The following is a 24,622-nucleotide window of genomic DNA, read 5'->3' as shown; positions in this document are numbered from 1 at the left end:
GGCCAAGAGGCCCTTCGTGAGCGAGCCCAACCCCCTGTCCACCCCCCTCTCCCGCCTCGACCGGCTCTGGCTGACAGAAGCCATCCGCCTGCGCGAGGAACACGCCGGCCCCCTCGAAGACGCGGAAGCCAATCGCCGCGCCAATGCCGCCGGCGGCGACCTGGCACAACGCATCCAGGCCCGCGCGCTCTGGCTCGCCGAGCGCGACGGCCAATTGCCAGCCCAGCAGCACTGGCGCCAAGGCGCGCGCCTGGCCGGATTGCTGCTGGCGATCCTGGCCCTGGTCAGCGGCGCCGGCCTGGCAGTCGCCGCCCTGGGCGACGGCCAGCGTCCGGTCAACCTGTTCTGGGCCCTGGGCAGCCTGCTCGGGCTGCACCTGCTGATGCTGCTGGGCTGGGCCCTGACCTTCGCCCTCGGCAGCAACGCCAGCCTGCTCGGCCGCCTCTGGCTCTGGGCGAGCGGCAAACTGGCGCGCGATGCCCAGGCCGCCCACCTGGCGCCCGCCCTGCTCCTGCTGCTGCAACGCCAGGGCCTGGCCCGTTGGGCGCTGGGCACCCTGGTCCATGGCCTCTGGTCGCTGACCCTGGGCTGCGCCCTGGTGGTGCTCCTGCTGCTGCTGGCGACCAGGCGCTACGGCTTCGTCTGGGAAACCACCATTCTCGGCGCCGACACCTTCGTCTTCCTCACCCAGGCCCTCGGCGCCTTGCCGTCCCTGCTGGGCTTCAGCATGCCGGACGCGCAGACCATCCGCGCCAGCAGCAGCGCGCTGGCCGAGGAAGGCGCACGCCAGGCCTGGTCCGGCTGGCTGTTGGGAGTGACCTTCACCTACGGCCTGCTGCCGCGCTTGCTGCTCGGCCTGTTCTGCCTCTGGCGCTGGCTGCAGGGCCGCGCACGCCTCGGGCTGGACTTCGGCCTCCCCGGCTATAGCCTGCTGCGCGATCGCCTGCAGCCGGCCAGCGAACGCCTCGGCGTCTGCGATGCCGCGCCCAGCGAACTGGCCGAACCCCACGCCGGCAACCGGAATGGCGACAGCCAGGGTGCCCTGTTGGTGGCCATCGAACTGGACGACCGCCGTCCCTGGCCACCCGCCCTGCCCAAGGGCGTGGGCGACGCCGGCGTGCTGGACAGCCGCGAGCAGCGCCAACGCCTGCTGGACCAGCTCAGCCGCTTTCCGCCGGAGCGTCTGGCGGTGGCCTGCGATCCACGACGCTCGCCGGACCGCGGCACCCTGGCGCTGATCGGCGAACTCTCCCGCAGCGCCGCGGCGACTCGTATCTGGCTGCTCCCCGCGCCGCCCGGCGAAGCCCTGGACGCGCAGCGCCTGGAGGACTGGCACCAGGCCCTGGACCGCCTGGCGCTGCCCCACGCCCAGGGCGCGCCGATGAACTGGTTGGAGACCGGCCATGACTAAGCCGCTGAAGCTGGCCGTGGTCGGCCATACCAACGTCGGCAAGACCTCGCTGCTGCGCACCCTGCTGCGGGACCGCGATTTCGGCGAGGTGTCCCACCGCCCCAGCACCACCCGCCACGTGGAAGGTGCGCGGCTCTCGGTGGAGGGCGACCCGCTGCTGGAGCTCTACGACACCCCCGGCCTGGAAGATGCCATCGCCCTGCTCGACCACCTGGAACGCCTGGAGCGTCCTGGCGAACGCCTGGATGGCCCGGCCCGGCTCGCCCGCTTCCTCGACGGCAGTGAGGCGCGCCAGCGTTTCGAGCAGGAAGCCAAGGTGCTGCGCCAGTTGCTGGCCTCCGATGCCGGGCTCTATGTGATCGATGCCCGGGAACCGGTACTGGCCAAATACCGCGACGAGCTGGCGGTGCTCGCCATGTGCGGGCGTCCGCTGTTGCCGGTGCTGAACTTCGTCGCCAGCGAAGGCCACCGCGAGGCCGATTGGCGCGATGCCCTGGCCCGCCTCGGCCTGCACGCCCTGGTGCGTTTCGACAGCGTGGCGCCGCCGCTGGATGGCGAGCAGCGCCTTTACGATAGCCTGGCGCTGCTGCTGGAGCGGGCGCGTCCGCAGCTGCAGCGGCTGGTGGACGATCACCAGGCACAGCGCCGCCTGCGGCTGGAATCCGGCAGCCGGCTGATCGCCGAACTGCTGCTGGACGTGGCCGCCTGCCGACGCAGCGTGCCGGCCCAGGAAGCCGCCCTGCTGGCCGCCACCGAGGCGCTGCGCCAGCAGGTTCGCCAACGCGAGCAGCGCTGCGTGGAGGCCCTGCTGAGGCTCTACGCCTTCGGCCGGGAGGACGCCGCCGCCGGTGACCTGCCGCTGTTGGGCGGCCGCTGGGGCGACGACCTGTTCAACCCGGAAACCCTCAAGCAACTGGGCGTGCGCCTGGGCGGCGGCATGGCGGCGGGCGCCGCGGCCGGTGCCGGCGTCGACCTGCTGGTGGGCGGCCTGACCCTGGGCGCCGCGGCGGCCCTCGGCGCCCTCGCCGGCGGCGCCTGGCAGACCTTCGGCCATTACGGCGAACGGCTGCTGGGCAAGATCAAGGGACAGCGCGAGCTGACCGTGGACGACGCCATCCTGCGCCTGCTCGCCCTGCGCCAGCGCCAGTTGCTGGCGGCCCTGGACGCCCGTGGCCACGCCGCTTTCGAAGCGATCCGGGTGAGCACGCCGGAAGAGAAGCAATGGCGCGAAGGCAAACTGCCGGCGGTGCTGGGCAAGGCCCGCGCCCATCCGGAATGGTCGTCGCTGAACCCCGGTGCCGAGCTGGAACAGGCGGAGCGCCAGGGCTGGGTCGCGGCCCTGGCGGAAGGCTTGCGGCCCTGATCAGCGGCCGCCGGCCTCGATCAGGATGCGGTCGGCGCGACACTCGCTGCGGTCGTTCGGCCGGCGGCTGGCGAACTGGCCATCGACCACGCCCACCAGGCTGTCGGCCGCTTTCAGCTCACGGGGCAGGGAAACGCGGATTTCCTGCAGGTACTGACCGCTGCAGATGAGCAGGAAGTTGTTCTGCGCATCCGTGCTGCCGAACTCGTCCTCCACCTTCTGGTAGAAGGCACGCCTGGAGATGGCGCCGCCGATATTGGCGACCACGTATTGTCCGGCCTTCGACGCGTCCAGCTGGCGCACCAGGTCGGCGGCGCGACGGAAATAGGCGTCGTCATCCATCTGCGTTTGGCAGATCCCGTGCTTGTCCCACTGGTAGCGACCGAAGCTGGTGCCGTAGCGGAAGTTCGGCATCCAGGGGCGGACATAGGCCAGGGTATCGGCGCTGAGCTTCATCGCCGGGCCGTCGCAATGGCCATAGCTCGTGCCGCAGGACTGGCGGTTGGGCCAGAGGCCGTGCAGGGTCAGGTGGGAAATCTGCAACTCGCCCGATTCCAGGCCCTCGCATTCGGGCTTGCTGCCCTTGTAGGAGGCGTGTTCGCAGAATCCCGGCTGCCAGGTGGCGGCCAGCACGTAGCCATCGTGCTGGTCCGGCAGGCTGCAGATATCGCCGCCGGCCGCCGGCTTTTCAGTCTTGCCGGTATTGAACACCAGCCCCTCGACCGTGCCGCAGCCAGCGGCGACCCAGCGCAGCGGCGTCGTGCTGCCCGGAACCCGGATGCGCAACCAGTCGAAGTCGCGCTTGTTCACTTCCACCACCTCATAGCGCTGGCCCGGCTGGACCTCGAGCTCATCCGGGTTGCTCTGCTTGCGAATGGACTGGAAGGCCTCGCAGCGCTGGCTGGCGGTGAAACTGCCCTGGGCGGGCTCGGCCCAGGCGGCGAAGGACGGGCAGAGACCGACAAGGCCCGCGAGCAGGACCGCGAACGGGACTTTCATGAACACTCCTGGCGGGGAACGGCCGGGGCAGGACGCCCCGGCACGGCGGATCAGACGGCGACCGGCGCCTTGATGTGCGGATGGGACTGGTAGCCCACCAGCTCGAAGTCCTCGAAGCTGAAGGCGAACAGATCCTTCACCTCGGGATTGAGCTTCATGGTCGGCAGCGGCAGCGGCTCGCGGGTGAGCTGCAGGTCGGTCTGCTCGATGTGGTTGGCGTACAGGTGGCAGTCGCCGCCGGTCCAGATGAACTCGCCCGGCTGCAGGTCGCAGACCTGGGCCACCATCAGGGTCAACAGGGCGTAGCTGGCGATGTTGAAAGGCACGCCGAGGAAGCTCCCCGCCCCACTTTTTTGCACATTACGCAGAATTATGTGGCCTTCCGAGCAATATGTAGCATGTGCAATATAGACAATGCACATACCGCATGCAAGATCTTTCTTCAATCCCCCGCGACAACTCGCGCTCTTCTCCATGGAGGACGCGAATTGGGTCGCCCTCTCTGACAATCGCGACCTCTTGCCTGATTGTGCACGCTCGACCTTCAGCGAGTGGAGCAACTCGCCGACGCCGCGTCGCAAAGCTCCCTGCTCGTGGCCTGATAGCATGCAAACGTCAAAAGCAAGAAATAGGATGGGGATGGAAAAGGAATTTGTTCTCGCGGCGGTGAGCGCCACCATCTGGCTAATGCTCGTGGGTCTGATTGTCGTCACCAGCTATACCGTCCATGGCGACGAAGATCACTGCGTAAAGCTAGTGAATGCCATTCTGCTTGGAGTTATGTCTACTGCCGGTTGCTTTGCGCTTTATCTGGCGATGACCCTCCCCTAGCGTCTCCCGGACTCGAAATGTGAAAGCCACCGCGTTCCATATGCCCGATGGGGAGGGACGTGCGATGGCTTTCTGTCCTTCTTACGGGACAACCCTAGGATACACCCCGCCTGCGGGGGCAAGCCTAGGGGGTGACGGTCGCCAGAAGGAAAGAAGCAGCCACAACGGCGAGCACATACGTTGTGGCGGAATGGTTCCAGCAAGAATTGCCACCACACCCGTCGAAATGGGCAACGAAAGCGCGACGGCAGTTGTCCTGGGGGGAGGACATTGTGAGCATAGACAGACACGTATACGTGCAATCTTGTAGGTGACAAATGGAATACTGCTCCGCAAGGTCAGCAGTATTGGTTCCCGCTCTGATGTTTTCTGTTCGGATTCGGCGATGCTGAAACTCAACCGGACGCTGACGCCGTCCTTCTTCCGTCCTTCCTGCCGAATAGCGCCTTGATTCGTTAGAGCCTACGTAGCTCATCCCTTGGACGCACTGCCCGAATCACGAGCAGACAACCAATGCCCCAACCAATCCGAACGCGTGCTAGATCATTTCAAGCCTGATCTCGCGCTGAACCTCGTCTAACAGCTGCTTCACGTTGGTTTCCGGTTCACGTGTTAGGTAGCACTGAAGCACGAGCGTTAGAGGGTGTACCCCTATGACGCCTGCTAGATCATCAATTGTTTCCAGGCTGGGCGAGCGAACGCCCCGTTCCAGCAGGCTCACGTACTCGCGGCTGACCTTGGGCGGAAAATCTGTCTGAGCCAGATTCGCACCTAGTCTCAGATCCCTCAAAGCCTTCCCAAATGCGTCGTTCAGATCCCGCATGCGGCTCTCTCCAAAAGAGAGTATGTAGCCACATTGAGCTATTTTTAGCAGCGTACTATAGTACGCATTACATATTTAACATTGGATATATAATATGTTCGAAACTAACGAACAGGCGCGGGTGCATAGCTTGTTTTCGCTGGAGGAAGGGACGCATCGCTGGGCATACGTCTCACAGACCTCCAATAAGGAGTGGTTCTTCGTCACGCATGAATCCCATCAGGAAGAAGATCCCGAGGTCCGCAGCAAGCAGCAGCTTATGATTCCCACCGTCCCGATCCTCCTGGGGTTGGCATCCACAGATTCCGATCAGGCATTCGTCAAGGAAATCCAGTTGGTGTCCCCACCCTGGTTGAACAAAAGCCGCCAGTGGCTAATGGAGCCGATTCGAACGATTCGCGTGGTAGGCAACCGCTATGGCTACGAATTGGAAAATGGCCGCATTTACCCAGCTGAATTTCGTGAGCGCATGAGCGCAGCGAATGTCGTCTGGCAGAACGGAAGGCTGCCCGATGAATGAATTCAACGAAAGAAAGCTTTCATCGCGCTTCGCCAGCCTGTTGTCTGGCCGTCCTGGCCACAACATTGAACTGTTCGGATTCGAGTGCCTGGACGGTTGGTCCGACCTGATCGAGGCGACATTGGAAATCGTTAGGACCTATGCCGAGCACCAAGACATTGAGGTGCGGGTCGTGCAGGTGAAGGAGAAGTTCGGCCAGCTGCGTATCTACCAGCGAGGGGGCGATGAGTGCGTAGATACCGCATTGCATATCGCAGAGCTGGTGTCCGAGACGGTCTGTGAGTGTTGCGGTAGGCCAGGCGAAGTCACCGCCCGAGAGGGATGGCTCCAAGCTCGCTGTCCCGAGCATGTCGGGTGGCAGCAAACAGGGATCGAGCCGAGGGAGTCGGGCGAGGAGTACATAAGAATGTACGTGCACACCGTCACTCAGCTCATGTCGTTCTTTATCTTTAACGCTAACTCAGTGCTATGGGTGCAGCAACCAAGCGTGGCCTTGGGCGGCAAGCGCCCATACGAAGTCCTCGGTACAACTGTGGGCTGCATGGAGGTCGTAACGCTGATCCAGCGACTCAAGTTTGGCGTGGGAATTTAGTGTCAGATGGCGCCGATCAAAGCTACCGCTGTGGTAATGGCAAACCACCCTCATCTGCTGGAACACATCCGAGGTGCGCTGGCTTGGGAGTTTGAGCGTGGCCCAGTAGAACTTAAGCTCGTGCGGAACCTCGTCTCCTCCCCACGATTGATGTCCTTCTACGTGAAACCATTCACTCATCTGGAGCTATCGGTAGCGGGAGATAGTTACCTCGATGAGAGGACAATGCTCGCTGACGACTACCGGAAGACCTATGCGATTTCGATCAACGCTTGGCAGGGGATCGCGGAGCAGGTTGAGTTCGTCGAGGAATTTCTGCCGAGGGATACTTCAGTGATGAAGCTTCAGATTTGGCCGTTTGCCCCCAACAGCCTTAGCGACTTTGCGATGGCAGTTGCCGTAGCTTTGAGCTTCACGCCGGGCGAGTTAATGCAGGAGGACAGGATCTCTTTGGCCATCGACGAACTGGTGAGCCAGTACGGTTTTTCCACAGACCGGTTCTAGCCACGCAAATTCCCTTCCACACGGGCCGCGCTTCCACTGCGGAAGCGCGACCATGCCGCGCAATCGCTGCCCTCGCTACCTACCTATCACTGCAACCAAGATTCGACAGTGTCGCTACCGTACTCGGCTTTCCACTCTTTCAAGACGCGGTGATTGCCGCCTTTGGTCTCAACGACCTCATCCGTGTGAGGGTTCTTGTAGCGCTTGACCGTACGTGCTTTTCGACCGGAAGGCTGGACGGGCGTACCTGTACGAGTTGCTTTCGGATCAAGGATCGCGATGACTTGACGAAGCGAGAAGCCATAGTCAGCAAGGAGAGAGCGCAGCTTCTGCTCGAAATCAATTTCGCGCTTCAGTTCTTCATCGTTTTTTAGCGCGTCGAGCTGAGCAAGCTGTTCGGCGAGCTTGGCTTCGAGGGCTTTATATTCCGCGAGTTTAGACATTTTGGCTCCAATGAATAGACGGGGACAATGGCTCCAAGAGCTACGGCCAATGGGATATTAGACAGTTATATTCACAACGAACCACTCTTTTCGATTTCTGGTGATCTTTCCTTTAATAGAGTTCGCTACTTTGTTCCAGAGTTGATCTTGTGGGATGTGCCATGGATCTGCCATTGTTTGGATTGTAGTGTCGAAAACTACGATCTGTCCTCCGGACTGCAACCAAGGGGCAGCCTCGTTGATTACATTGCAAACGTGGTTATCCATCGCAATGGAGTTTGTATATCCCCTGGCGTGGGCAGAAATCCCAATTACTTGCCCAAACAAAATGTAGTCGTATAGATGCTTTAGGGGAGGCCAAGGATCGCAGATGTCAAAGCTGTGATGAATATGGCTAGACCATTTTTGGTGCAGCGCGAGATCAGCGCAATGAATTGAAGAAGGAGGAACGCCAAGGCTTTTTATCAAGTACTCCTCATAATCACCTGGACCTATGCCGACAGAGAGCAGCGTAGCGCCATTTTTTAGTGCCTGGATATCATTAGCGGTCAGGACTTGGTATTTTTCATATTGCTCGGCGTCAAAATATATGTATGGCATTTTAGTTCGTGATAGCGATTATTAATCTTTCCAAAGATTTTCTAGATCAACGTCATCACTGCTAGGGCGATGCTCTTTAAGTAATGGATCTACCTTGATGATCATGGGCAATTCGAAAGCCGTGCCGGTAACGACACAGCATCCTTTGGCAAGAGTTGGGATGAGCGCCCTAGATGAGTTATCCAGAGTGCTAATGGCATTATCCAATAGTTTAAGGTCTCGATCATTAACCAGTCTATGGATAAAAAAATTATGCACTTGGGACACTATTGTTGGAGAAATATCGGCGGGTCTCTGGCTGGAAAGAGTCAGGTAGGCACCGTATTTCCGGCCCTCTTTAATGACTTCCTCAAAAAGCTCAAGCCTATAATCCTTCCAGACTTCGTGCTCTCTAGAGGATTGCTCGGAGAGAATGTTGTGCGCCTCATCAATGATTAGATGAAGAGTCTTGTTGGGTGGACTTTTTACTGTATCTTTGTGCCTGGAGTATGCACTCTTTGCTATAAGTAGAGGAAGAATCTTCTTGATGTCGTTCTTGCACTTCTTTAATGAAATGATGTGCAAAAGGTCCGATGGCGGTGGGGCGTTTACCAGCTCTACAACCTTGCGCAGTTCAGTGATGGATGACTTGGCCCTAGCCAACACTGGCTGAATATGCTCATGCTGGGCATAACCTAATATTACATCTGAGCACAACTGCAAGTAGGCTCTTAGGAGGAACTCATCAAATTGGTCTAGCTGAGTTGTATCTAGTTTTTCGAGTATGGGGAGAAATTTCTCACCAAAACCCTGTCCGTCAGAGTTATAGAAGGGGCCATCATTGCTCTTGAATACTCGATGATTTGTTAAATACTTAATGCCCTTGAGCAACTCTAGAAGATCCTCGGAGCCAATGATTCTCGCTATTTCCCTACACAACTCCAGAGCATCTGGCTTTGCCTCTGCGGAGCTGAAAGCCTTTTGGAACGTCTTCAGAATAAAGTTTTCAAGTGAATTCTGGTGATGTTTAAATTTATCTCTGCCGGTTAGTATTCTGCGAATGAAAGGCTGTTGAGTGTTGGTTGTTGCTTGAAATAGAAGACTGAGGGTTTCCGTGTCCCAGAAGTGCGAAGAGTACAGCTTCAGTTTGTCCTGAGGTTTCTTCTGGTTTAATATGGTGATTCGCTTTTTTTCAGCAGGAAGAATCTGGTCTTCTGTGTACTCGCCATTGAAGTCAATGATGATAAAGCTGCTCTTGTGCTTAAGCGAATCAGCCTTCTGACGAAAAAGAGTGGTATAAAGCTTTGCGAGCGTGTTGGATTTGCCGCTGCCTGTATTTCCAAAGATCCCTAAATGGCTATTGAATATTCTAGACCATGGTAGCGATATGGGGACATCTTCTTTTAGCATCACACCTATGGAAAAAGGGTGCGCTTCACCTTTCCCATAAATTTTTGCAACAGCTGGCTCACTTAGTAGAGAGGCTTTATCGCGAATCATCGGCATATACTTTACGCCTTCGTAAAATATGCCATCCACTATATATCCGATAGGCCGTACATTCACCTTTCTGGTGTAGATTATCTTTTCACCATCTTCGTCGGAATTGCGCTCGTCTAAGTATTCTCCCTCGACAAAGCAAACAATATCGATGAAGCCGCGCTGAATTGTAATATGCTCTCGTATCGAAATTCCACGGTACTTTATCCCATTATAGAATATTGACTCATGATTTGAATCTTCAAATATTCGCAGAGAGATATTTATTCCCGAAACGGCTATCACCTCACCAACGACGATGGTCATGTTGCCTCATCCTCATCTGGGGCAACGTACCTTTCTGGCCTAAGCGAGAATACGTACTTATTGAAATTAGTGAAGTTGAGCACTTCACCCTTTGGCGGACCTATGATGGAAACATTGCTCCAGCCTCTAAACTCCTCGGAAATTCTCAGAACCCCAGAGTCGCTATAACAGCACACAAAAGCCTGAAGGTAGGGATTGGTTAACGACCTCTGAATTAACTTCAATATGTGCTCATCCGCGAAAGAGAATCCGAACGTAATTAGTATGGAATTCGGCTTCTCAAGCTCGTAACTAAGAAGCCTGAGCATCTGGTAGTAATGCTCTTCAAACAACGTTTCGTGAAACTTCCATTTCGTTGGATTGACAATTGGGAGCTGGTTGTAGGACTCCCAGAAATTGCTGATTTCGTCCTGGCTTAGGGGGACTTCTGGGATATCTTTAGTTTTGTTCCCCTTAGTTGCCAGGTAGCTGGAATAATCGTAGAGATTTTCTCGTATAGCGGCAGGCAAGAAATTATTTGCGCTAGAGTTGTAGTTGACCTGGATCTTGTCTCGGCTTTTTGACCAATACACAGAACCGTGCAAATTTATTATGTTGAGCTGTGGAATTCCATAGTTGTGACGCTCCAAGGCACTGGTCTGGCATTGGAATGAATTGAAGTTCTTTATATGCAGGTGCTTTGTGTGGAATCCTGATGCGCCATCATTCACTACAAAATTATGCGTGTCGTTCATTAATACGGAATCAGCAGCAAAAGATAGACACCCATCATAGTTCGTTGTAAATATATTTATCTTTCTGCTGAGGCCTTTCTTCTTATCAAGTAGACCTACAAGTGTTTTGATAAACGACTCATAGTTCTCCTGATTTTTTGTCTCCTGTTCTCTGACGAGAAGCATGGGGTCATAGTTTTGAACAGGGTGTATGCAGGTGTTGTAGTAGTGCATGAATAGAGCGGCGTGTTTGCTCGGGACATGCGCGAATTGTGTTGCAAGTGTTTCTATGGTTTCGGTTTCATCATTTTCATTGGTGATCGCGAGGCCGAGAGTGGGGAATAGGTCTGCTGAAGCGCCGGAGCCTATGAGAATATTGATATTTTTGTTATAGATGTCGATTGCATCAATCGATTCGAACATTTTTGCTCCCTGCGCTGACGCTAATTCTTCTTCCGGCCTGATCTGCCATTAGACCTGTCTATAGCACTCTTGCTCAGAGTGTTCCGACTATTGCTGAAACAATCGTGCTAATACTAGCAACATGAGGAAGTGCATTTAGCAATGTTGAAACGACAGCTTTGCTTGGATTTGTGCTACTGAGTTGTTGTTCGACGCAGTCTATAATTTCGTGCGCACCTTTCTTTTGTTCAAAGTTGTCTAGCGAGTTGACGATTTGACGTAGAACCTCTAGATAGTCTTTGTGATCGCTAGAGATGGTCACCGAATTGTTTGAATTGTCGACAGAGTTGTTGTTGACTCTGGCGTTGTTGCCCGTAATGTTGTAGGTGATTGATTGAATGCGTTGCTTTGCCTCAGGAAGCCCAAGCTTCCTTACCGTCATTTGATAGCCGGCTGGGAATCCCTGGAATGCCTCTTGGAATCCTGGATCAATAACGTCAAATGTTTCAATTCCGCCGTTCGACATTCTTCTCTCAATAAGATCGCTTGGCTCAACTAATATGTCAGAACGATCTAGAAATATTTTTCCTGGCTGAACAGCTGCTTTAAGCCCTTCAAAAGTCTGCCCATTCTTTTTGCGCACAGTGATCGTGTCTGTCATGAAGGCATCGAAATTCATTGCATAGCTCCTTGAATTATTAACTCGCCAAGCTTTGTTACGGAGAGAAATTAGATTCCCGGCGCCTCGTATGGTCTACGATTCATGGCTGGGAATTCTGCGCCAAAGACGTCAAGCATTATATTGGTCAACCTGATCTGGCTTGGTAATACAGTAGTGAGGACGCATGGAGAACTGCGCAGTATGCTAAGAAGAATATTTAGGGGATTGAAACAAGCGATTAACACTGCATCTTTCACTGCCCCCAAACAACGATGAGTGCAGGTGGACATCAAGGCATAGCTACTGTCATATATTTCTTTACAGTATGCCTTTTCGTCCAAGCCTTTTAGCTTTGCTTGCCCCCCGTGCGCAGTGCTTGTTTCTAAGTAGGAGTCAAAGTTATGGCCTTTGATCCTCGAATGATTGCGACGCTTATTTCTTCCTTTTTTCTGCGGCATGACATCCCTGATCCTACTGCTCTATTAGCGATTAATATGATCAAACGAGATGGCCTAGTCAAACGCCAATTACTCGTCTGAAAGACTCGATTTACGGTCATGGGGATGGTTCAGCAGAGGCCCGTGTCTCTGGTTCTCCCAGCGAGCCCCTGTGGATAATTTCATGCCTTGACGGAGAGCGTGGGCATACCACTTGATGCGAGTTACCGTTGCCGTCAGCGGCTAGGATGTCGCAGAGTGATTAACCTCCTTGCGTACCCCGGACCGTAGATGCGCCGTGCGATGCTTGGCGCTCACCAATGCGACTCAGTGGGGGTGGCCACTGCGATACCCCTTCAGAGGGCTCAAAGCCGCCCGCGAGCTGAAGTAGGTAGCCACCCTGTATCGGCACCTGTCGGCACGAATTGGCTGTGAGATTCAGTAGTTCACCCTAAAAACCACTGGCAGGGAACTGCTGGATCAAGAGAGCTAGGAATTGGGCAGTTATGACAGATCGCCATCTTTCTCTTAGAGAAGCCGAAAACGAGTTGGAACCATTATATTCTGAGGATGAGCTTTCTGAGTACTTAGAAGAACTTGCCCCGTACGTGGGCTGGATAATTATTTATTTCAACTCGCTAGAGGATGGCGTGTCTCACTGTATAAGGGAAACCATCCTACATGACCCTTATCAAGATGAGCGAATGGATGTATTTCTCTCAGAAATGATGTTCTCTGGGAAATGCCGGTCGCTTATGCATCTGTATGGCCAGCTCATTCAAACAGGCCAAGTCAAATTCAAGCAACAAGATCTCGTGGCCTTAGAAAATAAGCTGCTTGAGTGCTCCAGGCGACGTAACGAGTACGCGCATGCAGATTGGGTTGGGATAAAGGAGGGTCGGTACGTGCGTGTTAAGTCTCAATCGAAACGAGAGGGCATCGTTCATCGCTACAGGAAGTTCGAACTTTCACGCATCCAAAACGACGTTGATTTTATTTGTCAGGCTAGAGACGAACTCGATGAGTTTCATGAACGGATCAATGATCAGTTGTGGGGGCGTGAGTAATCCATGGCTACCAGAGCAAATTAGCCATAGACTGCTCTAGTTGAAGACCCGACAATCACAATGGACAGAAGCCCCCAACCGGACACTGATAGCGAAGGACAGCTCTGACGATGCAGCAACTAAGAAAAGATAATCATTACGTTCCGAAGTTGTATCTAAAGCAGTGGACCCATAACGGCAAGATCCCTACATACCGGCTACTGGTGCCCAGCAGCAATGTTCCGCTATGGAAAGAGCAATCGCTGAAAGGAATCGCCTTTCACCAGCATCTTTATACCTACTTAGCGGGACAAGAAGAAACAGATGAATTTGAGCGCTGGCTCGACAGTGAATTCGAAAACCCTGCGGAAGACGCAATTCATCGGGTTGTTTGTGAGGGGCGCCTCTCCCCTGAGCATTGGCGACGATTGGTGCGATTCGCTGTGGCGCTAGACGTACGAACCCCCGCTCGACTTAGGGAGTTTATCCGCCGGCAAAGCGACACGATGCCTACATTAATGAACGAAACACTTGAACGCTCCATAATGAAGCTGGAAAAAGCGGCCAGTAGGGGAGAATCACTGCCGGCCAACCCAGTGGGCGGAGATAACTCCTTTCCACTAAAGGTCTCCATTGAAAGGCAGCCAGATGGTAGCGGGAGAGTGCGTACAGAAACCATTGTTGGAAGGCGACTCTGGATCTGGCAAATGAAACATTTGCTGACGGAAACGCTGAGAAAATTGCCAAGACACAAATGGACCATTTTGCACGCACCATCAGGCATGTGTTGGCCTACGTCAGACAATCCACTTATACGATTAAATTTCCAAGACTCAAAACGATATGATTTTGGCGGCGGCTGGGGGGTCAAGAATGGAGATGTACTTCTGCCGCTAAGCCCCAAGCACCTCCTCTATACCTGCATTGGAACTCGCTCTAAACAGCGAGGAACTACTCTTGATAAAGAAACCGCTCAGCTAATAAGAAAATTAATAATTGAACACGCTGATCGCTATGTATTCGCTCAAGAACCAAGTGATATTCACTTGATTCGCCCCAGGCTGGTTTGCCCAGACACCTACAAGAATGAGCAGGCCGAATGGCAGAATTGGCACCACGAGCAATGCCAGGCAGAGATAAATCTACTGCGCTAGATTGTGCTACGTGATCTGGATTTCCAGATGAAGAAGGTCGCATTCGAGGTATCAAATTGACTTGGGCAGACCACAGGCAAGAAACTCCCGGAGGCAATCACATCAGTTTCCGGGAGCTTATGCCAAAGAGTCTGAGGCCTGGCGACAGGGCAAGTTATCCCATGACGGCCATTATCTGGCCGCATGTAGCACAAGTTGCATGAACACCAAACCGCTATCCGAGCCAGCATTAGTGAATACGCGAGCCCTCGCCGACATAGCGCCGCATCACGAAATCCCACACCTGGCTGACCTTTGCATTCCACAGGGCATCCGGATAGGGTTCCTGCGGCAATTCGTTCAACCGCTGCCGGATTTCCGACCACACCGCACCGCGCGTTTCCTGGCCGCGCAACCAGTCCACGCCGTCCACTAGCTCGTGGAGCTTGGCCAGCAGCGCCCTCGCCACGCGCTTTACCTCCGTCTCCTCGGCCTTGGTCAGCTTCGGCTCCGGGGTGGTAAGCAGGTCGAAGATCGCCAGCTCCTCCTCAGTCAGTCCTTCGCGGGTGGCACGCTGTTCTTCCTCGGAGAGGCCGGCGACGAATTCTTTCAGCGCCTCGAAGAATTTCTCCGCGTCGATAGATCCAGCGTTGTATTCGGCAACCAGCTTTTCCAGCTTCCCGACCAGATCGACACGAGTGGGATTGGCCTCGGCCATCTTTTTGACCCTGTTCTCAGCCTCCTCCCGCACGCGTTCGGCAGCGACCTTGGGGCTGGTCTCGAACAGCTTGGCCAGCTTGTCAAAGTCGATGCCGGAGAGATCGACGCGTCCCTCAGCGCCCGCACCTTCAACAATAGGCGTCAGGATCGCAACCCCTTCCAGTTTCTCGTCGAGCAGTTCGGCAATTTTCGCCTGGATGGCCGATATATCGACCGGCCCCAGCTTGGCCTTCACCGCGTCCGCCAGCATATGGAACACGGCAACCGGCTTGAGATAGGGCGCGGCCCGCTCATCGGGCAGCAACGCCTTGTAGGCCTTGGTGACCGCCCCGGCAAGCTGGCCAAATTCCCTCCGCCGATCATCGGGCGCGACCAGCACCTCGACGGCCTTGGCAATCAATCCGAGACGGGAGAGCGCATCGGCCGCCATGATAGAATTGGAATCAACGCCTAACGGCTGAGTGAAGTTCTTCGCCTGCTCCAGCGCCTCTTCCAGCGCCTTCACCAAGGCTTCCTTGTCCTTGATCGGCGTTTCGTCCTTATCCGCGCCTCCCGCGCTACCGGCATAAATCGCCAACGCCTTTTGCAGATTGTTGAACACGCCCACGTAATCGACGATCACGCCGCTGGTTTTGCCCGGCGCGTTGCGGTTGGCGCGCGCGATGGTTTGCATCAGCGTGTGGTTCTTCATCGGCTTGTCGAGATAGACGGTGCCGATACTGGGCACGTCAAAGCCAGTGATCCACATCGCGCAGACGAAGACGAGCCGCAGCGGGTCGTTCTTGTCCTTGAACTTCTCCTCCAGGTCTTCCTTCTGCATCCTGTCGCGGTGAGGGAGGATATCGAGGCCCTTTTTCTTGAGGTCGTCGATCTCGTTCTGGCTCTGGCTGACAACCACAGCCATATCCAACTCGCGCAGCCACGAGAGCCGCTCGGCAATAGCCGCGCCTTCCGCCTCATGCGCGGTCTTGAGCGCCTTCTCATCCGCCGCGATCAGCCGGGCGACCGCCGCTTTGACGCGATCATGCATGGAAACCGCAGTCGCCTTGTCGATGGCAACGAACATCGCCTTGCCGCGATAGCCGCGCATGGCGAAGTGCAGCGCTACATCGTCGGCCACCTTGTCGAGCCGGTCGGGACTGGTAATGAGCGTATATTGTCGGCCGAATTCGCGTTGGAGCCTCTTCTCCTGTTCCTCGCTCAACTCCACCTCATCGAGCAGCTCGTCCAGCTCCGCCTTCAGCTCGTCAGCATTGAGCTGAAGCTCGGGTTTACGTGACTCATAGTAGAGCGGCACCGTCGCGCCATCGCGGACGGACTGGGCGAAGTCGTAGACCGAAACGTAATCGCCAAACACCTCGCGAGTGCGGCTTTCCTCGCCCTGGATCAGCGGCGTGCCGGTGAAGCCGATGAAGGCGGCATTGGGCAGCGCCGCGCGCATATTGGCGGCGAGCTGGTCATACTGGCTGCGGTGCGCCTCGTCCGTAATCACGATAATGTCGGAACGCTCGGAGAGTACCGGCATCGGCTCCCGATCAGCGGTCGAGAATTTCTGGATCAGGGTGAAGACGTAACGTTCGTTCCCCGCCAGCAATTCCCGCAAATGCGCCCGGCTACCCGCCTGCACCTGTTGCGTATCCTTGGTGAGCGCGCCGACACTGGCGAATTGCCCGGCGATCTGGTCGTCCAACTCGGTGCGGTCGGTCACGATCACGAAGGTGTAATTGCCGCCCAGGCGCCGCAGCACCTTTTCGGCGAACATCACCATGGAGAGGGACTTGCCCGAACCCTGCGTGTGCCAGAAGACGCCGAGCCTGCCCTTGTTCTGGCCGACATGTTTTACCGCCGCCATGGCACGGTTCACGCCCAACACCTGATGGTATTTGCCCACCACCTTGCGCAAGCCGCCCTTGGCCTCATCGAACAGCAGGAAGTTTTCGATCAGGTCGAGGAAGCGTGCCGGCTCGCAAGTGGCGCGCAGCATCGTCTCAAGGCTCGGGTCTTCCGGACCATCCTCATCGAGTCGTTTCCACGGTGCGAAGAAGTCGAAATCAGTATGCGCCCCACCCATCAGCGATTCATGGCCGTTGGAAAGGACCACAAAGCCGTTGAAGGGGAACAGTTGCGGGATGGTGTCGCGATAATCGCGTAGGTTTTCGTCGTAGGCGTTGAATACCGGCTTGGAGAGCGCCTTCCATTCCGCATGGAGCAATGGCAAGCCGTTGACGAAACCGATGGTATCCGGCCGGCGCTTATGCAGCAGCCCCACGATCCAGACCTGGCTGGCGACAAGAAAATCATTGGCCGCCACATCGCGCCAGTCGATCACGCGGACAGTGACGGTTTCGCTCTTACCGTCATCGGGGCGTTTCACCTCCACACGGACGCCATCGCGCAGCAGTTGGCACAGCTCGCGATTGGCGGCGATGGGAGAGAGAGCGGAGCGATCCTGCACCAGCGTCTCCTCGGCCAGCTTCAGCGCTTCCGCCGGAAGGCCGGGATTAAGTTTGGCGAGGGCGGTGCGAAGGCGCGTGGGCAGCCATGCCTGATGGAAGCCCGTGCGACCAGTAGGATTATCCGCCCCCGGCTTTTCCTCCATCAGGTTCACGTGCTGCCAGCCCAATTGCTGCAATAACGCTAGTGCCGGCTGCTCCACGGCGTCGTCTTCGGAAAACTCGCTGGAGAGTGAAGGCAGCAGCATCTCAGACGACCTCCAGTTCCGACTCGGCCTGCATGATCGAAAGCTGGCCGGAAATCAAACGCGGGAGAAGCAGGTCGCGCGCGGCGGCGAGTGTTTCAGACTCACGACGAATTACGTCGATTGCTTTGAAATTGGCCATCGCGACCTGCTCGAAGCGATTCAATAGAGGTGATGGCGCGATTGCAAGTTTGACGCCGTGAACATGGTTACGATTCAACGTCGGGACCGCCGCCCCCGTGCTGTGCTTGGACAGGTCCAGGTGACGCAAAAGTAGGGTCGCATACGCAGGCCCGGCCTTTTTGAACTCTTTGACATACAAGGCGGTATTGAGCGGCCAGAAATCGCCCAACACAAGATGGACTTGACCGATAGTGCCCGAGCGCCCCGTTGCGACCCCCGGCCCCGACACGCGACTCTCAGTATGACTGCCAGTAATACCGCTGGCGGAAACAATTGGGAAGGCCCCGTCAACGCGCTGAGCCGAAGGAAGATCAAAGCCACGTTGGAGTGTCAGGAAATCCCCAAGCGTTCCCCAACTCCACCCCGTCGGCAGGGGGCCATCGGTGGTAACTTCGCTGGCCACATCTTCATGTCCGGGGAAGCGTAGTCGGATGAACCATTCGCTGAACAATCCGCGCGCCATATCCTCCAGCACCGCGATCCGACGCCGGTTGACCTCAATCAGATCGTCATAAGCCCCCAAAACTCCCGTGATCCGGCGCTGGATTTCGAGGGGTGGGAGGAGAATTTCCAATGCCTGCGCAACCTTCACGTTGAAGTGTTGCTGCGCAGCACCGACAAGCCGACCATTGACTTGCCCTTTTCCCCAAGGGCTGTTGAGGACAAAGGCCAAATAGCGTGGATTGAGACTTGGGCCAGGCCTCGCAATCACGAGATCGGAACAATTGGCATCGGGCAAATTATCTGGAACAACCGCTGCGGTTCCAGGATAGCCGGTTCGCACAATGGCAACGTCTCCCGGTGAAAGCCGAGATTTGCGAATTCGGTGGTGGAACTCAGGCGAAATGAACTTCAAACTGCTCGTGTCAATGTGCCCAGGCTTGATGTCCTGCGACCGCAGAAATGGAACGCCAGCATCTACGTACTGATCGGACATTTTCCCGACGAAACCGACTGTGACTTCAGTGCAGAGTTCACCAAGCCTGCGAGTTGACCAACCATTCATATCGCCAGTACCTCAGCGACATTCGCCGCGATCACGGCCTGCAACCTCACCGCCTCGGCGCTCAGCCCTTCCAGTTCCTCCTGCAAAGCCTCTAGCCGCTCGCGGAAATCCTCATCCTCGAAATGCTCGCCCGGAGAAACCCCGACATAGCGACCGGGGTTCAGGCTCCAGTCCTGCGCGGCGATCTCGGCGCAGGTGGCGACTTTGCACAGGCCGGCAATGTCCTTGTAGCCTTGACCCTCGAAATACGCGGTCATCGCCGTGCCGCTGCCCGCTGTCAATTCCGCCCCCTCGCCACGCCACAGGCGCACGATATTGCCCAGGAACTCGATCTGGTCAGGCGTGAAGTCGCGATGGGCACGTGTGACCTGTCGGAAGATATGGCGCGCATCGATAAACAGCACCTGATCCTCGCGGGGGATGCCCTTCTTCCCCTTGTCGAGGAACCACAGCGTCACCGGCAGTGTGACGGTGAAGAACATATTGGGCGAGGTGGAGATGATCACATCCACTGCCCCACTCTCAATCAGCTTGCGTCGCATCTCCCGCTCGGAACCGCCCGCGTCCGAAGCGGAATTGGCCATCACGAAGCCGGCGCGGCCGTGATCATTGAGCGCGGCATTGAACAGACCGATCCACAGGTAGTTGGCGTTGTTGACACTGGGCACACCCAGCGAAAAGCGCGCGTCCACATGCCCCGCCTCATTCACCAAGCGGGCGGTATCCACCTCTTTCTGGTTGAAGGGCGGATTCGCCATCACGAAATCGAACTTGCCCACCATCTGGTGCGGGTCTTCGTAATAGCTACTAGCAACGCGGATATCACCGGAAAGGCCATGGACCGCGAGATTGAGCCGGCACAGCTTCTGCGTATCAGCCATCTTCTCCACACCATAGACGCTGATGGCGCGGGCGGGGTTTTCATTATGCCGCTTCACGAATTCGGCGGAGTGAACGAACATGCCGCCGGAGCCGCAGGCGGGATCGAGGATGCGGCCATGAAAAGGCTCGATCACCTCGACAATCAGCTTCACTATGCTGGAGGGCGTGAAATATTCGCCACCCTTCTGCATGAAGGCGGAGGCGAACTCGCCCATAAAATATTCGAAGATCAGGCCATAAGCGTCGCCTGCAATCGCAAGCGGTTGCAGCAGCCGCAGCAGCTCGCGCAGCACCGAATTGGGCAGAGAGCCGTAGCCCTGCGGCAGCACACCAGCGAGATCCGGATTGTGCTCGGCGATGGCCTTCATCGCCTTGTTCAGCGCCTCGGCCAGATTCTCTGTTTCTGGCAGGCCAAGCAGATAGGAAAAGCGTGCATGCGGCGGCAGGAATATTGCGCCCTTCGCATGGTAATCCGGCGGCGTGGGATTGCCGAGTCGCCCCCCGCGGGGAAGCTCGGCATCGACAACATCGAACCGCGCCTCCATCTGCCGCAGAGCAATCAGCGCCAATACTGGCTGCGCATACTGATCAGGCCTCAGCTCGGTATTGGTCCAAAGCTGGTTCGCCGTAGCAAACAAGCGCCGAGAAAGGTCTTGAAGATCGACTACCAATGTTTACCCCCGGGTGGCCATACACCACCTAATAAGCCAATTCCTACTAACGCACCCAGCGACTATATCAATGCCGTGCATATGATACTCGGTGGTTCCATTGCATCGCGCGAAAGGACGTGACCCTGCGCGGGTTCATCCGCGCACGTCAACGCGACATAAAGCTTCAAGCGGGTGAAGTCCTCTACCACGACAAGGGCATCGACTGGACTCGCTTGGAGTGAACCACTTACCTGGGCGGCTCCATCCATATGACTACCGCTAAGACGCTGGCAGCGCGACAGCAACCGCTTCATTAGTGGGCGGAAGAGAAGAAGGCCGCTACGGATTTGCCAGTGCTTCGGGTATGGGAGGTCAGCAAGGAAAGCATCCGTAGCAGCCTAGGTGTCCACCTTTAGGACATTCCAGAGAATAGATGGCAGGGAAGGCATTGCACTCTCCCATCATGCGACCTCTACCGGCGCCAGCAGCTCCGGATAGTCATTCCGTGTGTTGCCTACGTCTGGGCTCACAGGGTGGGCTACGAAGTCTTCACGCGGGAAGGCGATAGCCAACTGAACCTGCTCGCTGGGAGTCTTGAGCGACAGCCAGGATTCCCATTGTTCGGGGTTGAGTATCACCGGCATTCGATGGTGGATGTGGGCAACGGATGGGGCCGCTTCTTTCGACAGCAGAGCGCAGGACAGCACGTCGTTCCCATCAGGAGCTGTCCACGTTGACCACAATCCAGCGATAGCTAGCAGGCCATCATCTGCGGCGTGATGGTAGTAGGGCTGATTGACCAGTCGCCCTGATCGACTCCTGACTTGCTGATGCTCGTTCCATTCGTACCAGCCAGCGACGGGCATGAGGCAACGGTGGGTACGCAGGCTCTGGCGCCACATGGGTTTGTTGGCTGCTTCTTCACTCCTGGCATTGAACGAGAGGGCCGGGAGTTTCGCTTGCTTCCACCAGAACGGAATCAATCCCCAGCGGGCCGGGACAACCTCTGGCTCTCCATCGTCTCCCAGCTTCACCATTGGAACGATTGCCGTCGGGGCTGCATTGAAGCTCTGTATCCACCGGCCACTATTTCGGGCTCCGATGTGCCAATACGCCTCGATGGCCCGATCTGATGGGGTGACAGCTCGTCCACACATGGCGCTTCCCTACCGTGCCGTGACCTACTAGGAACGTCGTTATCCCAAGGTAAGGGAAGAGAGGGCTTCAGCCCAGCACGACAATCGCAAGTTTCGACACCTGGCTAGTGCGACCGAATTTGACGCGAGAAGCGCACATGATCGACTTGCTGACGCCCTCTCCATGTGACGGCCAAATGCCAGCAACACAACATCTAGTGGTAGGCAGAAGAGGCGGGAGACCTCGAAAAAATGTGATATCCACAGAATGTGAGCCTGACGAACGGCGAAAGCTTACTGCCGCGCAGCCTTCAGGCTTCTGATCAAAGATCACCCACAAATCACCCACAAGTTATCCACAGACTAGATGCTGTGTGTCGCCTTGCAATCCCCAAAAGGAGGCAATATCTTCGAGCACAAGGCAAAGCCCAGACGCAGCAAAGGGTCATTGCCTGACCTGCTGGCCTTGAATGAGGCATGGGCGGAAGGAAAGGAAGCTAGCGAGTGATCACGTCAAGTTTGGCGACCGAAGCGCGATCACCCGCTCCATACCAGACGCACTACGGCAGGAAACCGTGTGGCCCGATTGGGGTATCTATTCAGCCAAATCGTTGGCGGAAACGTCAACGGAAGTTTGACGAATGGTTCCCAGTTGAGGCCGAAAGATCAGTGCTCAACTAGAGGAATCCTTCCCATGAGCAATTCAAAGAAGACTTCGCAAGACGTTGCATCGCTTGCGTCCCAGACCCTCCGTGACCCTAACGCTTCGGCCATCGCTAAGAGCCTTGCCGCTTCGGCCCTGGCTCAAGCATCGACTGGAAAGCAGACCGGGGCCGATATGGAGACGAAAGCCGCCAAGGCACTTCAGAGCGACAAGTACAGCGAGACGACCAAGACCCTCGCGGGCTCCGTTGTTTCCCAGTCTGACAAGAAGCGCTGAGGAGGTGGGTCATGGATAACTACTACGTACACACTGGCACCGATAAGCAGGGTGACCATGAGGTTCACAAGGACGGGTGCTACTTCCTGCCGCTGCCCGAGAACCGGATTTACCTGGGAATGCACGGAAGCTGCTATGGCGCCGTAGTAGCCGCTCGGCAGTATTACCTCCGCTCCAATGGCTGTGCCTTCTGCTCGGCAGCCTGCCACACCTCCTAGGAGCATTGGGGCAAGGACGCCCCCTTTCCGCTATGTCGCTTTGAGCAATACCTCCAGCGGGAGAACGGCATCTTCCCCAGTTCCCGGCTCGAATAACTCAGCAGCAGGTTACCCCCACTGGTCTAGTGAACGCTTCGACTGGATTGGGAGGAGAGTCTTTCTTGCTTATCGACAGTCCGGCGTAAGCGGCTGGTTAATACACCTGTACATCGCGTTCACGTCAATTCACGTGTCTGCATCAGCTTCTGACATCCCCGTCGGATAAGAGGTCTGATTATTTTCCAGGGAGCGATGCGATCATTTGATCAAAGGCCGTTACCGAATATCTTCCATCAAGGTTCTCCACGGCGGGCATTTCTGAAGGAAACCCGAATCGCACTCTGCCGGGAAGCACCTCATCCATAGCCGAGTACCAGCTCAAAAGAGCTTGTTGGAGGCGCACATGTAGCTCAAACCGTCCCCGTCGGCGGGTCGTGTCTGCTTTGGCTCTTTCTCGCGCGAGCTGAGGATCGATGCGGCCAACAATGTAACAGTCAGCAAAGCCAATACGCCCTTGTGCGATCGTTTCTCTAGTGGCGTCCAACTCTAATCGCCAGTCGTGTTCGCTCGCCTCGCCGATTTGCCAAAGGCTCCAGATGTAGTGGAGCTTGAGGGGGTCAGTGTCACACAAGGCCCACGAAGAGATGTCTTCCATCGCCACCGCTTTCTGCCAGCGATCCACGTTTCGCTCTGCCCAAAAGGTTGCTGCTCCGACTGGTTCCTTTAGCCGATCCGGCTCGTTTTCAAAGCGCCCGTTTTCAGGAATGACATGTTGCCCTCCATGCTTAGCGCACCAAGTGGTTTTCCCGCTGGCGCTAATCCCCTCAACAACCAGAATCATCGCTATGACTGCTCCTTTGATTGCGCCATCCTTGTAAATCCCAAAGCTTCGGAGGCTTACGTGGTTATTCCCGCCACCCACTGATGCGGCAACAGTTGCCCAATCTCACTCGCCCGCTGCGTCGGCAGTCGTGTCAGCACATCCTAGAGATAGGCATACGGAAGTTGCTCGCTGCGCTTGGCGAACACTGCCCCATCATGCTGCCTGCCCTCATGTCCGCCGACTCACCGATTCTGCCTGCGGACTAAGGGGGTAGCCAATTCCATGGCAGCCGCGCTATTGCCCCTGTCGTGTGCCTGACGTCCTATCGAAGGGACTCTTATGCGATCCTTTCGGCACCGAATACCAAGGAGGTCAGGGATGCAACCAACATTCGACACAGCCAGGGTCAGGCAGCTTCGTCAGCAGCGATTTTGGTCGCAGGATGAATTAGCAGCCATTTCAGGCCTCAGTGTTCGCACTATTCAACGTATAGAGCGCAGTGGAGTCTGCTCCACCGAATCGAAAATGGCCCTGGCCTCCGCGTTCGATCTGACTCCAAGTGACCTGATCGCAGCGAGTGCACCAGCAACTCAAGGATATTGGGTGAGCCTATGCATCTTCGTCCCAAACTCAGTAGCAGCCCTAGACTTCTACGTTAATGGATTCGGGGCCGAGGTTCTTCAGCGTTGGACTTCTATCGAGCCGTCTCGTCCTCCGTCGGTCGATATTCGAATAGGCAACGGCGTTTTCCGCATCATCTCGGTCAATCCCCGAGTCGAAACAACTCCTCGGCACGGCTGGGCGAACAGCCCCAGGCGACTCGGCGGTGTTAGCACGCTGATCCCTGTTCTGGTCGACGACCTCTGTGGCGTCATGAATCGGGCGATACAACTAGGGGCATCTCAAAGGTTAGGTGACCAACTCACGCATCAATCCGAAGACGGAATGGAGCTTGGCGTCCTTGTTGATCCTTTCGGGTACATCTGGGCTCTTCATGGCTCCATCGACTGACCGGATTCAGCTCGCCAAATTGAACAGATCGATCAGGGCCAGTGGATTAG

Annotated in this window: 24 protein-coding genes and 1 pseudogene; 11 read left to right on the top strand and 14 right to left on the bottom strand. The window is 56.3% G+C overall.

All coding sequences use genetic code 11. From position 1 onward, the window contains the following. Positions 1-16 precede the first annotated feature (16 nt). Positions 17-1,411, top strand: a complete 1,395-nt coding sequence (locus ACFW0H_RS06770) for a DUF2868 domain-containing protein (protein WP_422913131.1) — start codon at positions 17-19, stop codon at positions 1,409-1,411. Then, positions 1,404-2,774 carry a GTPase/DUF3482 domain-containing protein gene (locus tag ACFW0H_RS06765; RefSeq protein WP_422913130.1) on the top strand — a complete coding sequence of 457 codons (1,371 nt, stop codon included), beginning with the start codon at positions 1,404-1,406 and terminating at the stop codon, positions 2,772-2,774. Before ACFW0H_RS06770 ends, ACFW0H_RS06765 begins: the two co-directional genes overlap by 8 nt. On the opposite strand, the gene ACFW0H_RS06760 is transcribed toward ACFW0H_RS06765, so the two are convergent. Beyond that, positions 2,775-3,773, bottom strand: coding sequence for a ribonuclease T2 family protein (locus ACFW0H_RS06760; RefSeq protein WP_422913129.1), 999 nt, complete (start codon positions 3,771-3,773; stop codon positions 2,775-2,777). It abuts the gene before it with no gap. Between the two features lie 50 nt (positions 3,774-3,823). Next, positions 3,824-4,195, bottom strand: coding sequence for a thymidylate synthase (gene thyA / locus ACFW0H_RS06755; protein WP_422913128.1), 372 nt, complete (start codon positions 4,193-4,195; stop codon positions 3,824-3,826). A gap of 217 nt (positions 4,196-4,412) precedes the next feature. On the opposite strand from thyA, the gene ACFW0H_RS06750 reads away from it, so the two are divergent. Next, a complete protein-coding gene (locus ACFW0H_RS06750) occupies positions 4,413-4,604 on the top strand; it encodes a hypothetical protein (RefSeq protein ID WP_422913127.1) in 192 nt (63 codons plus the stop codon). Positions 4,605-5,142: 538 nt separating this feature from the next. Here ACFW0H_RS06750 and ACFW0H_RS06745 read toward each other — a convergent pair. Continuing rightward, positions 5,143-5,427, bottom strand: coding sequence for a helix-turn-helix domain-containing protein (locus ACFW0H_RS06745; RefSeq protein ID WP_422913126.1), 285 nt, complete (start codon positions 5,425-5,427; stop codon positions 5,143-5,145). A gap of 94 nt (positions 5,428-5,521) precedes the next feature. Between ACFW0H_RS06745 and ACFW0H_RS06740 the strand changes: the two genes are divergently transcribed. The 3 genes from ACFW0H_RS06740 to ACFW0H_RS06730 are packed head-to-tail and all read left to right on the top strand — an operon-like array spanning position 5,522 to position 7,043. Next, complete coding sequence (locus ACFW0H_RS06740) at positions 5,522-5,947, top strand: hypothetical protein (protein ID WP_422913125.1); 426 nt, start codon at positions 5,522-5,524, stop codon at positions 5,945-5,947. Beyond that, the gene (locus ACFW0H_RS06735) at positions 5,940-6,539 is read left to right on the top strand and encodes an antitoxin Xre/MbcA/ParS toxin-binding domain-containing protein (protein ID WP_422913124.1); all 600 of its coding nucleotides are present in this window, start codon (positions 5,940-5,942) and stop codon (positions 6,537-6,539) included. The genes ACFW0H_RS06740 and ACFW0H_RS06735 overlap by 8 nt, the downstream gene beginning before the upstream one ends. A 6-nt stretch (positions 6,540-6,545) precedes the next feature. Next, complete coding sequence (locus ACFW0H_RS06730; RefSeq protein ID WP_422913123.1) at positions 6,546-7,043, top strand: hypothetical protein; 498 nt, start codon at positions 6,546-6,548, stop codon at positions 7,041-7,043. An 86-nt stretch (positions 7,044-7,129) separates the two neighbouring features. Here ACFW0H_RS06730 and ACFW0H_RS06725 read toward each other — a convergent pair whose 3' ends face one another. The 5 genes from ACFW0H_RS06725 to ACFW0H_RS06705 all read right to left on the bottom strand — a co-directional run bounded on the left by ACFW0H_RS06725 (position 7,130) and on the right by ACFW0H_RS06705 (position 11,665). Next, a complete protein-coding gene (locus ACFW0H_RS06725) occupies positions 7,130-7,486 on the bottom strand; it encodes a histone-like nucleoid-structuring protein, MvaT/MvaU family (protein WP_422913122.1) in 357 nt (118 codons plus the stop codon). A 57-nt stretch (positions 7,487-7,543) separates the two neighbouring features. Next, a complete protein-coding gene (locus ACFW0H_RS06720) occupies positions 7,544-8,086 on the bottom strand; it encodes a hypothetical protein (RefSeq protein WP_422913121.1) in 543 nt (180 codons plus the stop codon). A 21-nt stretch (positions 8,087-8,107) separates the two neighbouring features. Continuing rightward, positions 8,108-9,871, bottom strand: a complete 1,764-nt coding sequence (locus tag ACFW0H_RS06715; RefSeq protein ID WP_422913120.1) for an ATP-binding protein — start codon at positions 9,869-9,871, stop codon at positions 8,108-8,110. Then, positions 9,868-11,007 carry a hypothetical protein gene (locus tag ACFW0H_RS06710; RefSeq protein WP_422913119.1) on the bottom strand — a complete coding sequence of 380 codons (1,140 nt, stop codon included), beginning with the start codon at positions 11,005-11,007 and terminating at the stop codon, positions 9,868-9,870. The genes ACFW0H_RS06715 and ACFW0H_RS06710 overlap by 4 nt, the downstream gene beginning before the upstream one ends. Before the next feature lie 73 nt (positions 11,008-11,080). After that, complete coding sequence (locus ACFW0H_RS06705) at positions 11,081-11,665, bottom strand: hypothetical protein (protein ID WP_422913118.1); 585 nt, start codon at positions 11,663-11,665, stop codon at positions 11,081-11,083. Positions 11,666-12,590: 925 nt separating this feature from the next. On the opposite strand from ACFW0H_RS06705, the gene ACFW0H_RS06700 reads away from it, so the two are divergent. Together ACFW0H_RS06700 and ACFW0H_RS06695 are read left to right on the top strand one after the other, a co-directional pair. Beyond that, positions 12,591-13,151 carry a hypothetical protein gene (locus ACFW0H_RS06700; RefSeq protein ID WP_422913117.1) on the top strand — a complete coding sequence of 187 codons (561 nt, stop codon included), beginning with the start codon at positions 12,591-12,593 and terminating at the stop codon, positions 13,149-13,151. A gap of 110 nt (positions 13,152-13,261) precedes the next feature. Continuing rightward, on the top strand, positions 13,262-14,284 hold the full coding sequence (locus tag ACFW0H_RS06695) for a DUF4238 domain-containing protein (protein ID WP_422913116.1): 1,023 nt from the start codon (positions 13,262-13,264) through the stop codon (positions 14,282-14,284). Positions 14,285-14,513: 229 nt separating this feature from the next. Here the strand turns inward: ACFW0H_RS06695 and ACFW0H_RS06690 are convergent, their stop codons facing one another. The 4 genes from ACFW0H_RS06690 to ACFW0H_RS06675 form a co-directional block, all read right to left on the bottom strand. Beyond that, positions 14,514-17,684, bottom strand: coding sequence for a type I restriction endonuclease subunit R (locus ACFW0H_RS06690; RefSeq protein WP_422913115.1), 3,171 nt, complete (start codon positions 17,682-17,684; stop codon positions 14,514-14,516). Position 17,685: 1 nt separating this feature from the next. Then, positions 17,686-18,870, bottom strand: coding sequence for a restriction endonuclease subunit S (locus ACFW0H_RS06685; RefSeq protein ID WP_422913114.1), 1,185 nt, complete (start codon positions 18,868-18,870; stop codon positions 17,686-17,688). After that, a complete protein-coding gene (locus ACFW0H_RS06680; RefSeq protein WP_422913113.1) occupies positions 18,867-20,423 on the bottom strand; it encodes a type I restriction-modification system subunit M in 1,557 nt (518 codons plus the stop codon). The genes ACFW0H_RS06685 and ACFW0H_RS06680 overlap by 4 nt, the downstream gene beginning before the upstream one ends. 443 nt (positions 20,424-20,866) lie before the next feature. Next, entirely contained in the window at positions 20,867-21,562 is a 696-nt protein-coding gene (locus ACFW0H_RS06675) for an SOS response-associated peptidase (RefSeq protein ID WP_422913112.1), read from the bottom strand. A gap of 673 nt (positions 21,563-22,235) precedes the next feature. On the opposite strand from ACFW0H_RS06675, the gene ACFW0H_RS06670 reads away from it, so the two are divergent. Together ACFW0H_RS06670 and ACFW0H_RS06665 are read left to right on the top strand one after the other, a co-directional pair. After that, positions 22,236-22,481, top strand: coding sequence for a hypothetical protein (locus ACFW0H_RS06670; RefSeq protein WP_422913111.1), 246 nt, complete (start codon positions 22,236-22,238; stop codon positions 22,479-22,481). A gap of 11 nt (positions 22,482-22,492) precedes the next feature. Beyond that, on the top strand, positions 22,493-22,699 hold the full coding sequence (locus ACFW0H_RS06665; RefSeq protein ID WP_422913110.1) for a hypothetical protein: 207 nt from the start codon (positions 22,493-22,495) through the stop codon (positions 22,697-22,699). A 274-nt stretch (positions 22,700-22,973) separates the two neighbouring features. On the opposite strand, the gene ACFW0H_RS06660 is transcribed toward ACFW0H_RS06665, so the two are convergent. Next, positions 22,974-23,579, bottom strand: a complete 606-nt coding sequence (locus tag ACFW0H_RS06660) for a hypothetical protein (RefSeq protein ID WP_422913109.1) — start codon at positions 23,577-23,579, stop codon at positions 22,974-22,976. Positions 23,580-23,635: 56 nt separating this feature from the next. After that, positions 23,636-23,740, bottom strand: a pseudogene (locus ACFW0H_RS06655) (transposase domain-containing protein); the annotation flags it as partial. Positions 23,741-23,939: 199 nt separating this feature from the next. Here ACFW0H_RS06655 and ACFW0H_RS06650 point away from each other — a divergent pair. Continuing rightward, entirely contained in the window at positions 23,940-24,572 is a 633-nt protein-coding gene (locus ACFW0H_RS06650; RefSeq protein WP_422913108.1) for a helix-turn-helix domain-containing protein, read from the top strand. Positions 24,573-24,622 lie beyond the last annotated feature (50 nt).

The organism is Metapseudomonas cellulosilytica (assembly GCF_049334135.1).
Classification (GTDB): Bacteria; Pseudomonadota; Gammaproteobacteria; order Pseudomonadales; family Pseudomonadaceae; genus Metapseudomonas.
The sequence above is the reverse complement of the archived record's forward strand: the minus strand, read 5'-3'. Positions and strand labels throughout refer to the sequence as shown.

Excerpts from the sequence above, each read along its gene's own strand:
- ACFW0H_RS06720 (WP_422913121.1), bottom strand. The coding sequence starts at position 8,086 with ATGCCATACATATATTTTGACGCCGAGCAATATGAAAAATACCAAGTC.
- ACFW0H_RS06715 (WP_422913120.1), bottom strand. The coding sequence starts at position 9,871 with ATGACCATCGTCGTTGGTGAGGTGATAGCCGTTTCGGGAATAAATATC.
- ACFW0H_RS06695 (WP_422913116.1), top strand. The coding sequence starts at position 13,262 with ATGCAGCAACTAAGAAAAGATAATCATTACGTTCCGAAGTTGTATCTA.
- ACFW0H_RS06665 (WP_422913110.1), top strand. The coding sequence starts at position 22,493 with ATGGATAACTACTACGTACACACTGGCACCGATAAGCAGGGTGACCAT.
- ACFW0H_RS06685 (WP_422913114.1), bottom strand. The coding sequence starts at position 18,870 with ATGAATGGTTGGTCAACTCGCAGGCTTGGTGAACTCTGCACTGAAGTC.
- ACFW0H_RS06660 (WP_422913109.1), bottom strand. The coding sequence starts at position 23,579 with ATGATTCTGGTTGTTGAGGGGATTAGCGCCAGCGGGAAAACCACTTGG.
- ACFW0H_RS06745 (WP_422913126.1), bottom strand. The coding sequence starts at position 5,427 with ATGCGGGATCTGAACGACGCATTTGGGAAGGCTTTGAGGGATCTGAGA.
- ACFW0H_RS06735 (WP_422913124.1), top strand. The coding sequence starts at position 5,940 with ATGAATGAATTCAACGAAAGAAAGCTTTCATCGCGCTTCGCCAGCCTG.
- ACFW0H_RS06700 (WP_422913117.1), top strand. The coding sequence starts at position 12,591 with ATGACAGATCGCCATCTTTCTCTTAGAGAAGCCGAAAACGAGTTGGAA.
- ACFW0H_RS06705 (WP_422913118.1), bottom strand. The coding sequence starts at position 11,665 with ATGAATTTCGATGCCTTCATGACAGACACGATCACTGTGCGCAAAAAG.
- ACFW0H_RS06750 (WP_422913127.1), top strand. The coding sequence starts at position 4,413 with ATGGAAAAGGAATTTGTTCTCGCGGCGGTGAGCGCCACCATCTGGCTA.
- ACFW0H_RS06675 (WP_422913112.1), bottom strand. The coding sequence starts at position 21,562 with ATGTGTGGACGAGCTGTCACCCCATCAGATCGGGCCATCGAGGCGTAT.
- ACFW0H_RS06650 (WP_422913108.1), top strand. The coding sequence starts at position 23,940 with ATGCAACCAACATTCGACACAGCCAGGGTCAGGCAGCTTCGTCAGCAG.
- ACFW0H_RS06740 (WP_422913125.1), top strand. The coding sequence starts at position 5,522 with ATGTTCGAAACTAACGAACAGGCGCGGGTGCATAGCTTGTTTTCGCTG.
- ACFW0H_RS06760 (WP_422913129.1), bottom strand. The coding sequence starts at position 3,773 with ATGAAAGTCCCGTTCGCGGTCCTGCTCGCGGGCCTTGTCGGTCTCTGC.
- ACFW0H_RS06710 (WP_422913119.1), bottom strand. The coding sequence starts at position 11,007 with ATGTTCGAATCGATTGATGCAATCGACATCTATAACAAAAATATCAAT.
- ACFW0H_RS06690 (WP_422913115.1), bottom strand. The coding sequence starts at position 17,684 with ATGCTGCTGCCTTCACTCTCCAGCGAGTTTTCCGAAGACGACGCCGTG.
- ACFW0H_RS06725 (WP_422913122.1), bottom strand. The coding sequence starts at position 7,486 with ATGTCTAAACTCGCGGAATATAAAGCCCTCGAAGCCAAGCTCGCCGAA.
- ACFW0H_RS06670 (WP_422913111.1), top strand. The coding sequence starts at position 22,236 with ATGAGCAATTCAAAGAAGACTTCGCAAGACGTTGCATCGCTTGCGTCC.
- ACFW0H_RS06730 (WP_422913123.1), top strand. The coding sequence starts at position 6,546 with ATGGCGCCGATCAAAGCTACCGCTGTGGTAATGGCAAACCACCCTCAT.
- thyA (WP_422913128.1), bottom strand. The coding sequence starts at position 4,195 with ATGTGCATTGTCTATATTGCACATGCTACATATTGCTCGGAAGGCCAC.
- ACFW0H_RS06765 (WP_422913130.1), top strand. The coding sequence starts at position 1,404 with ATGACTAAGCCGCTGAAGCTGGCCGTGGTCGGCCATACCAACGTCGGC.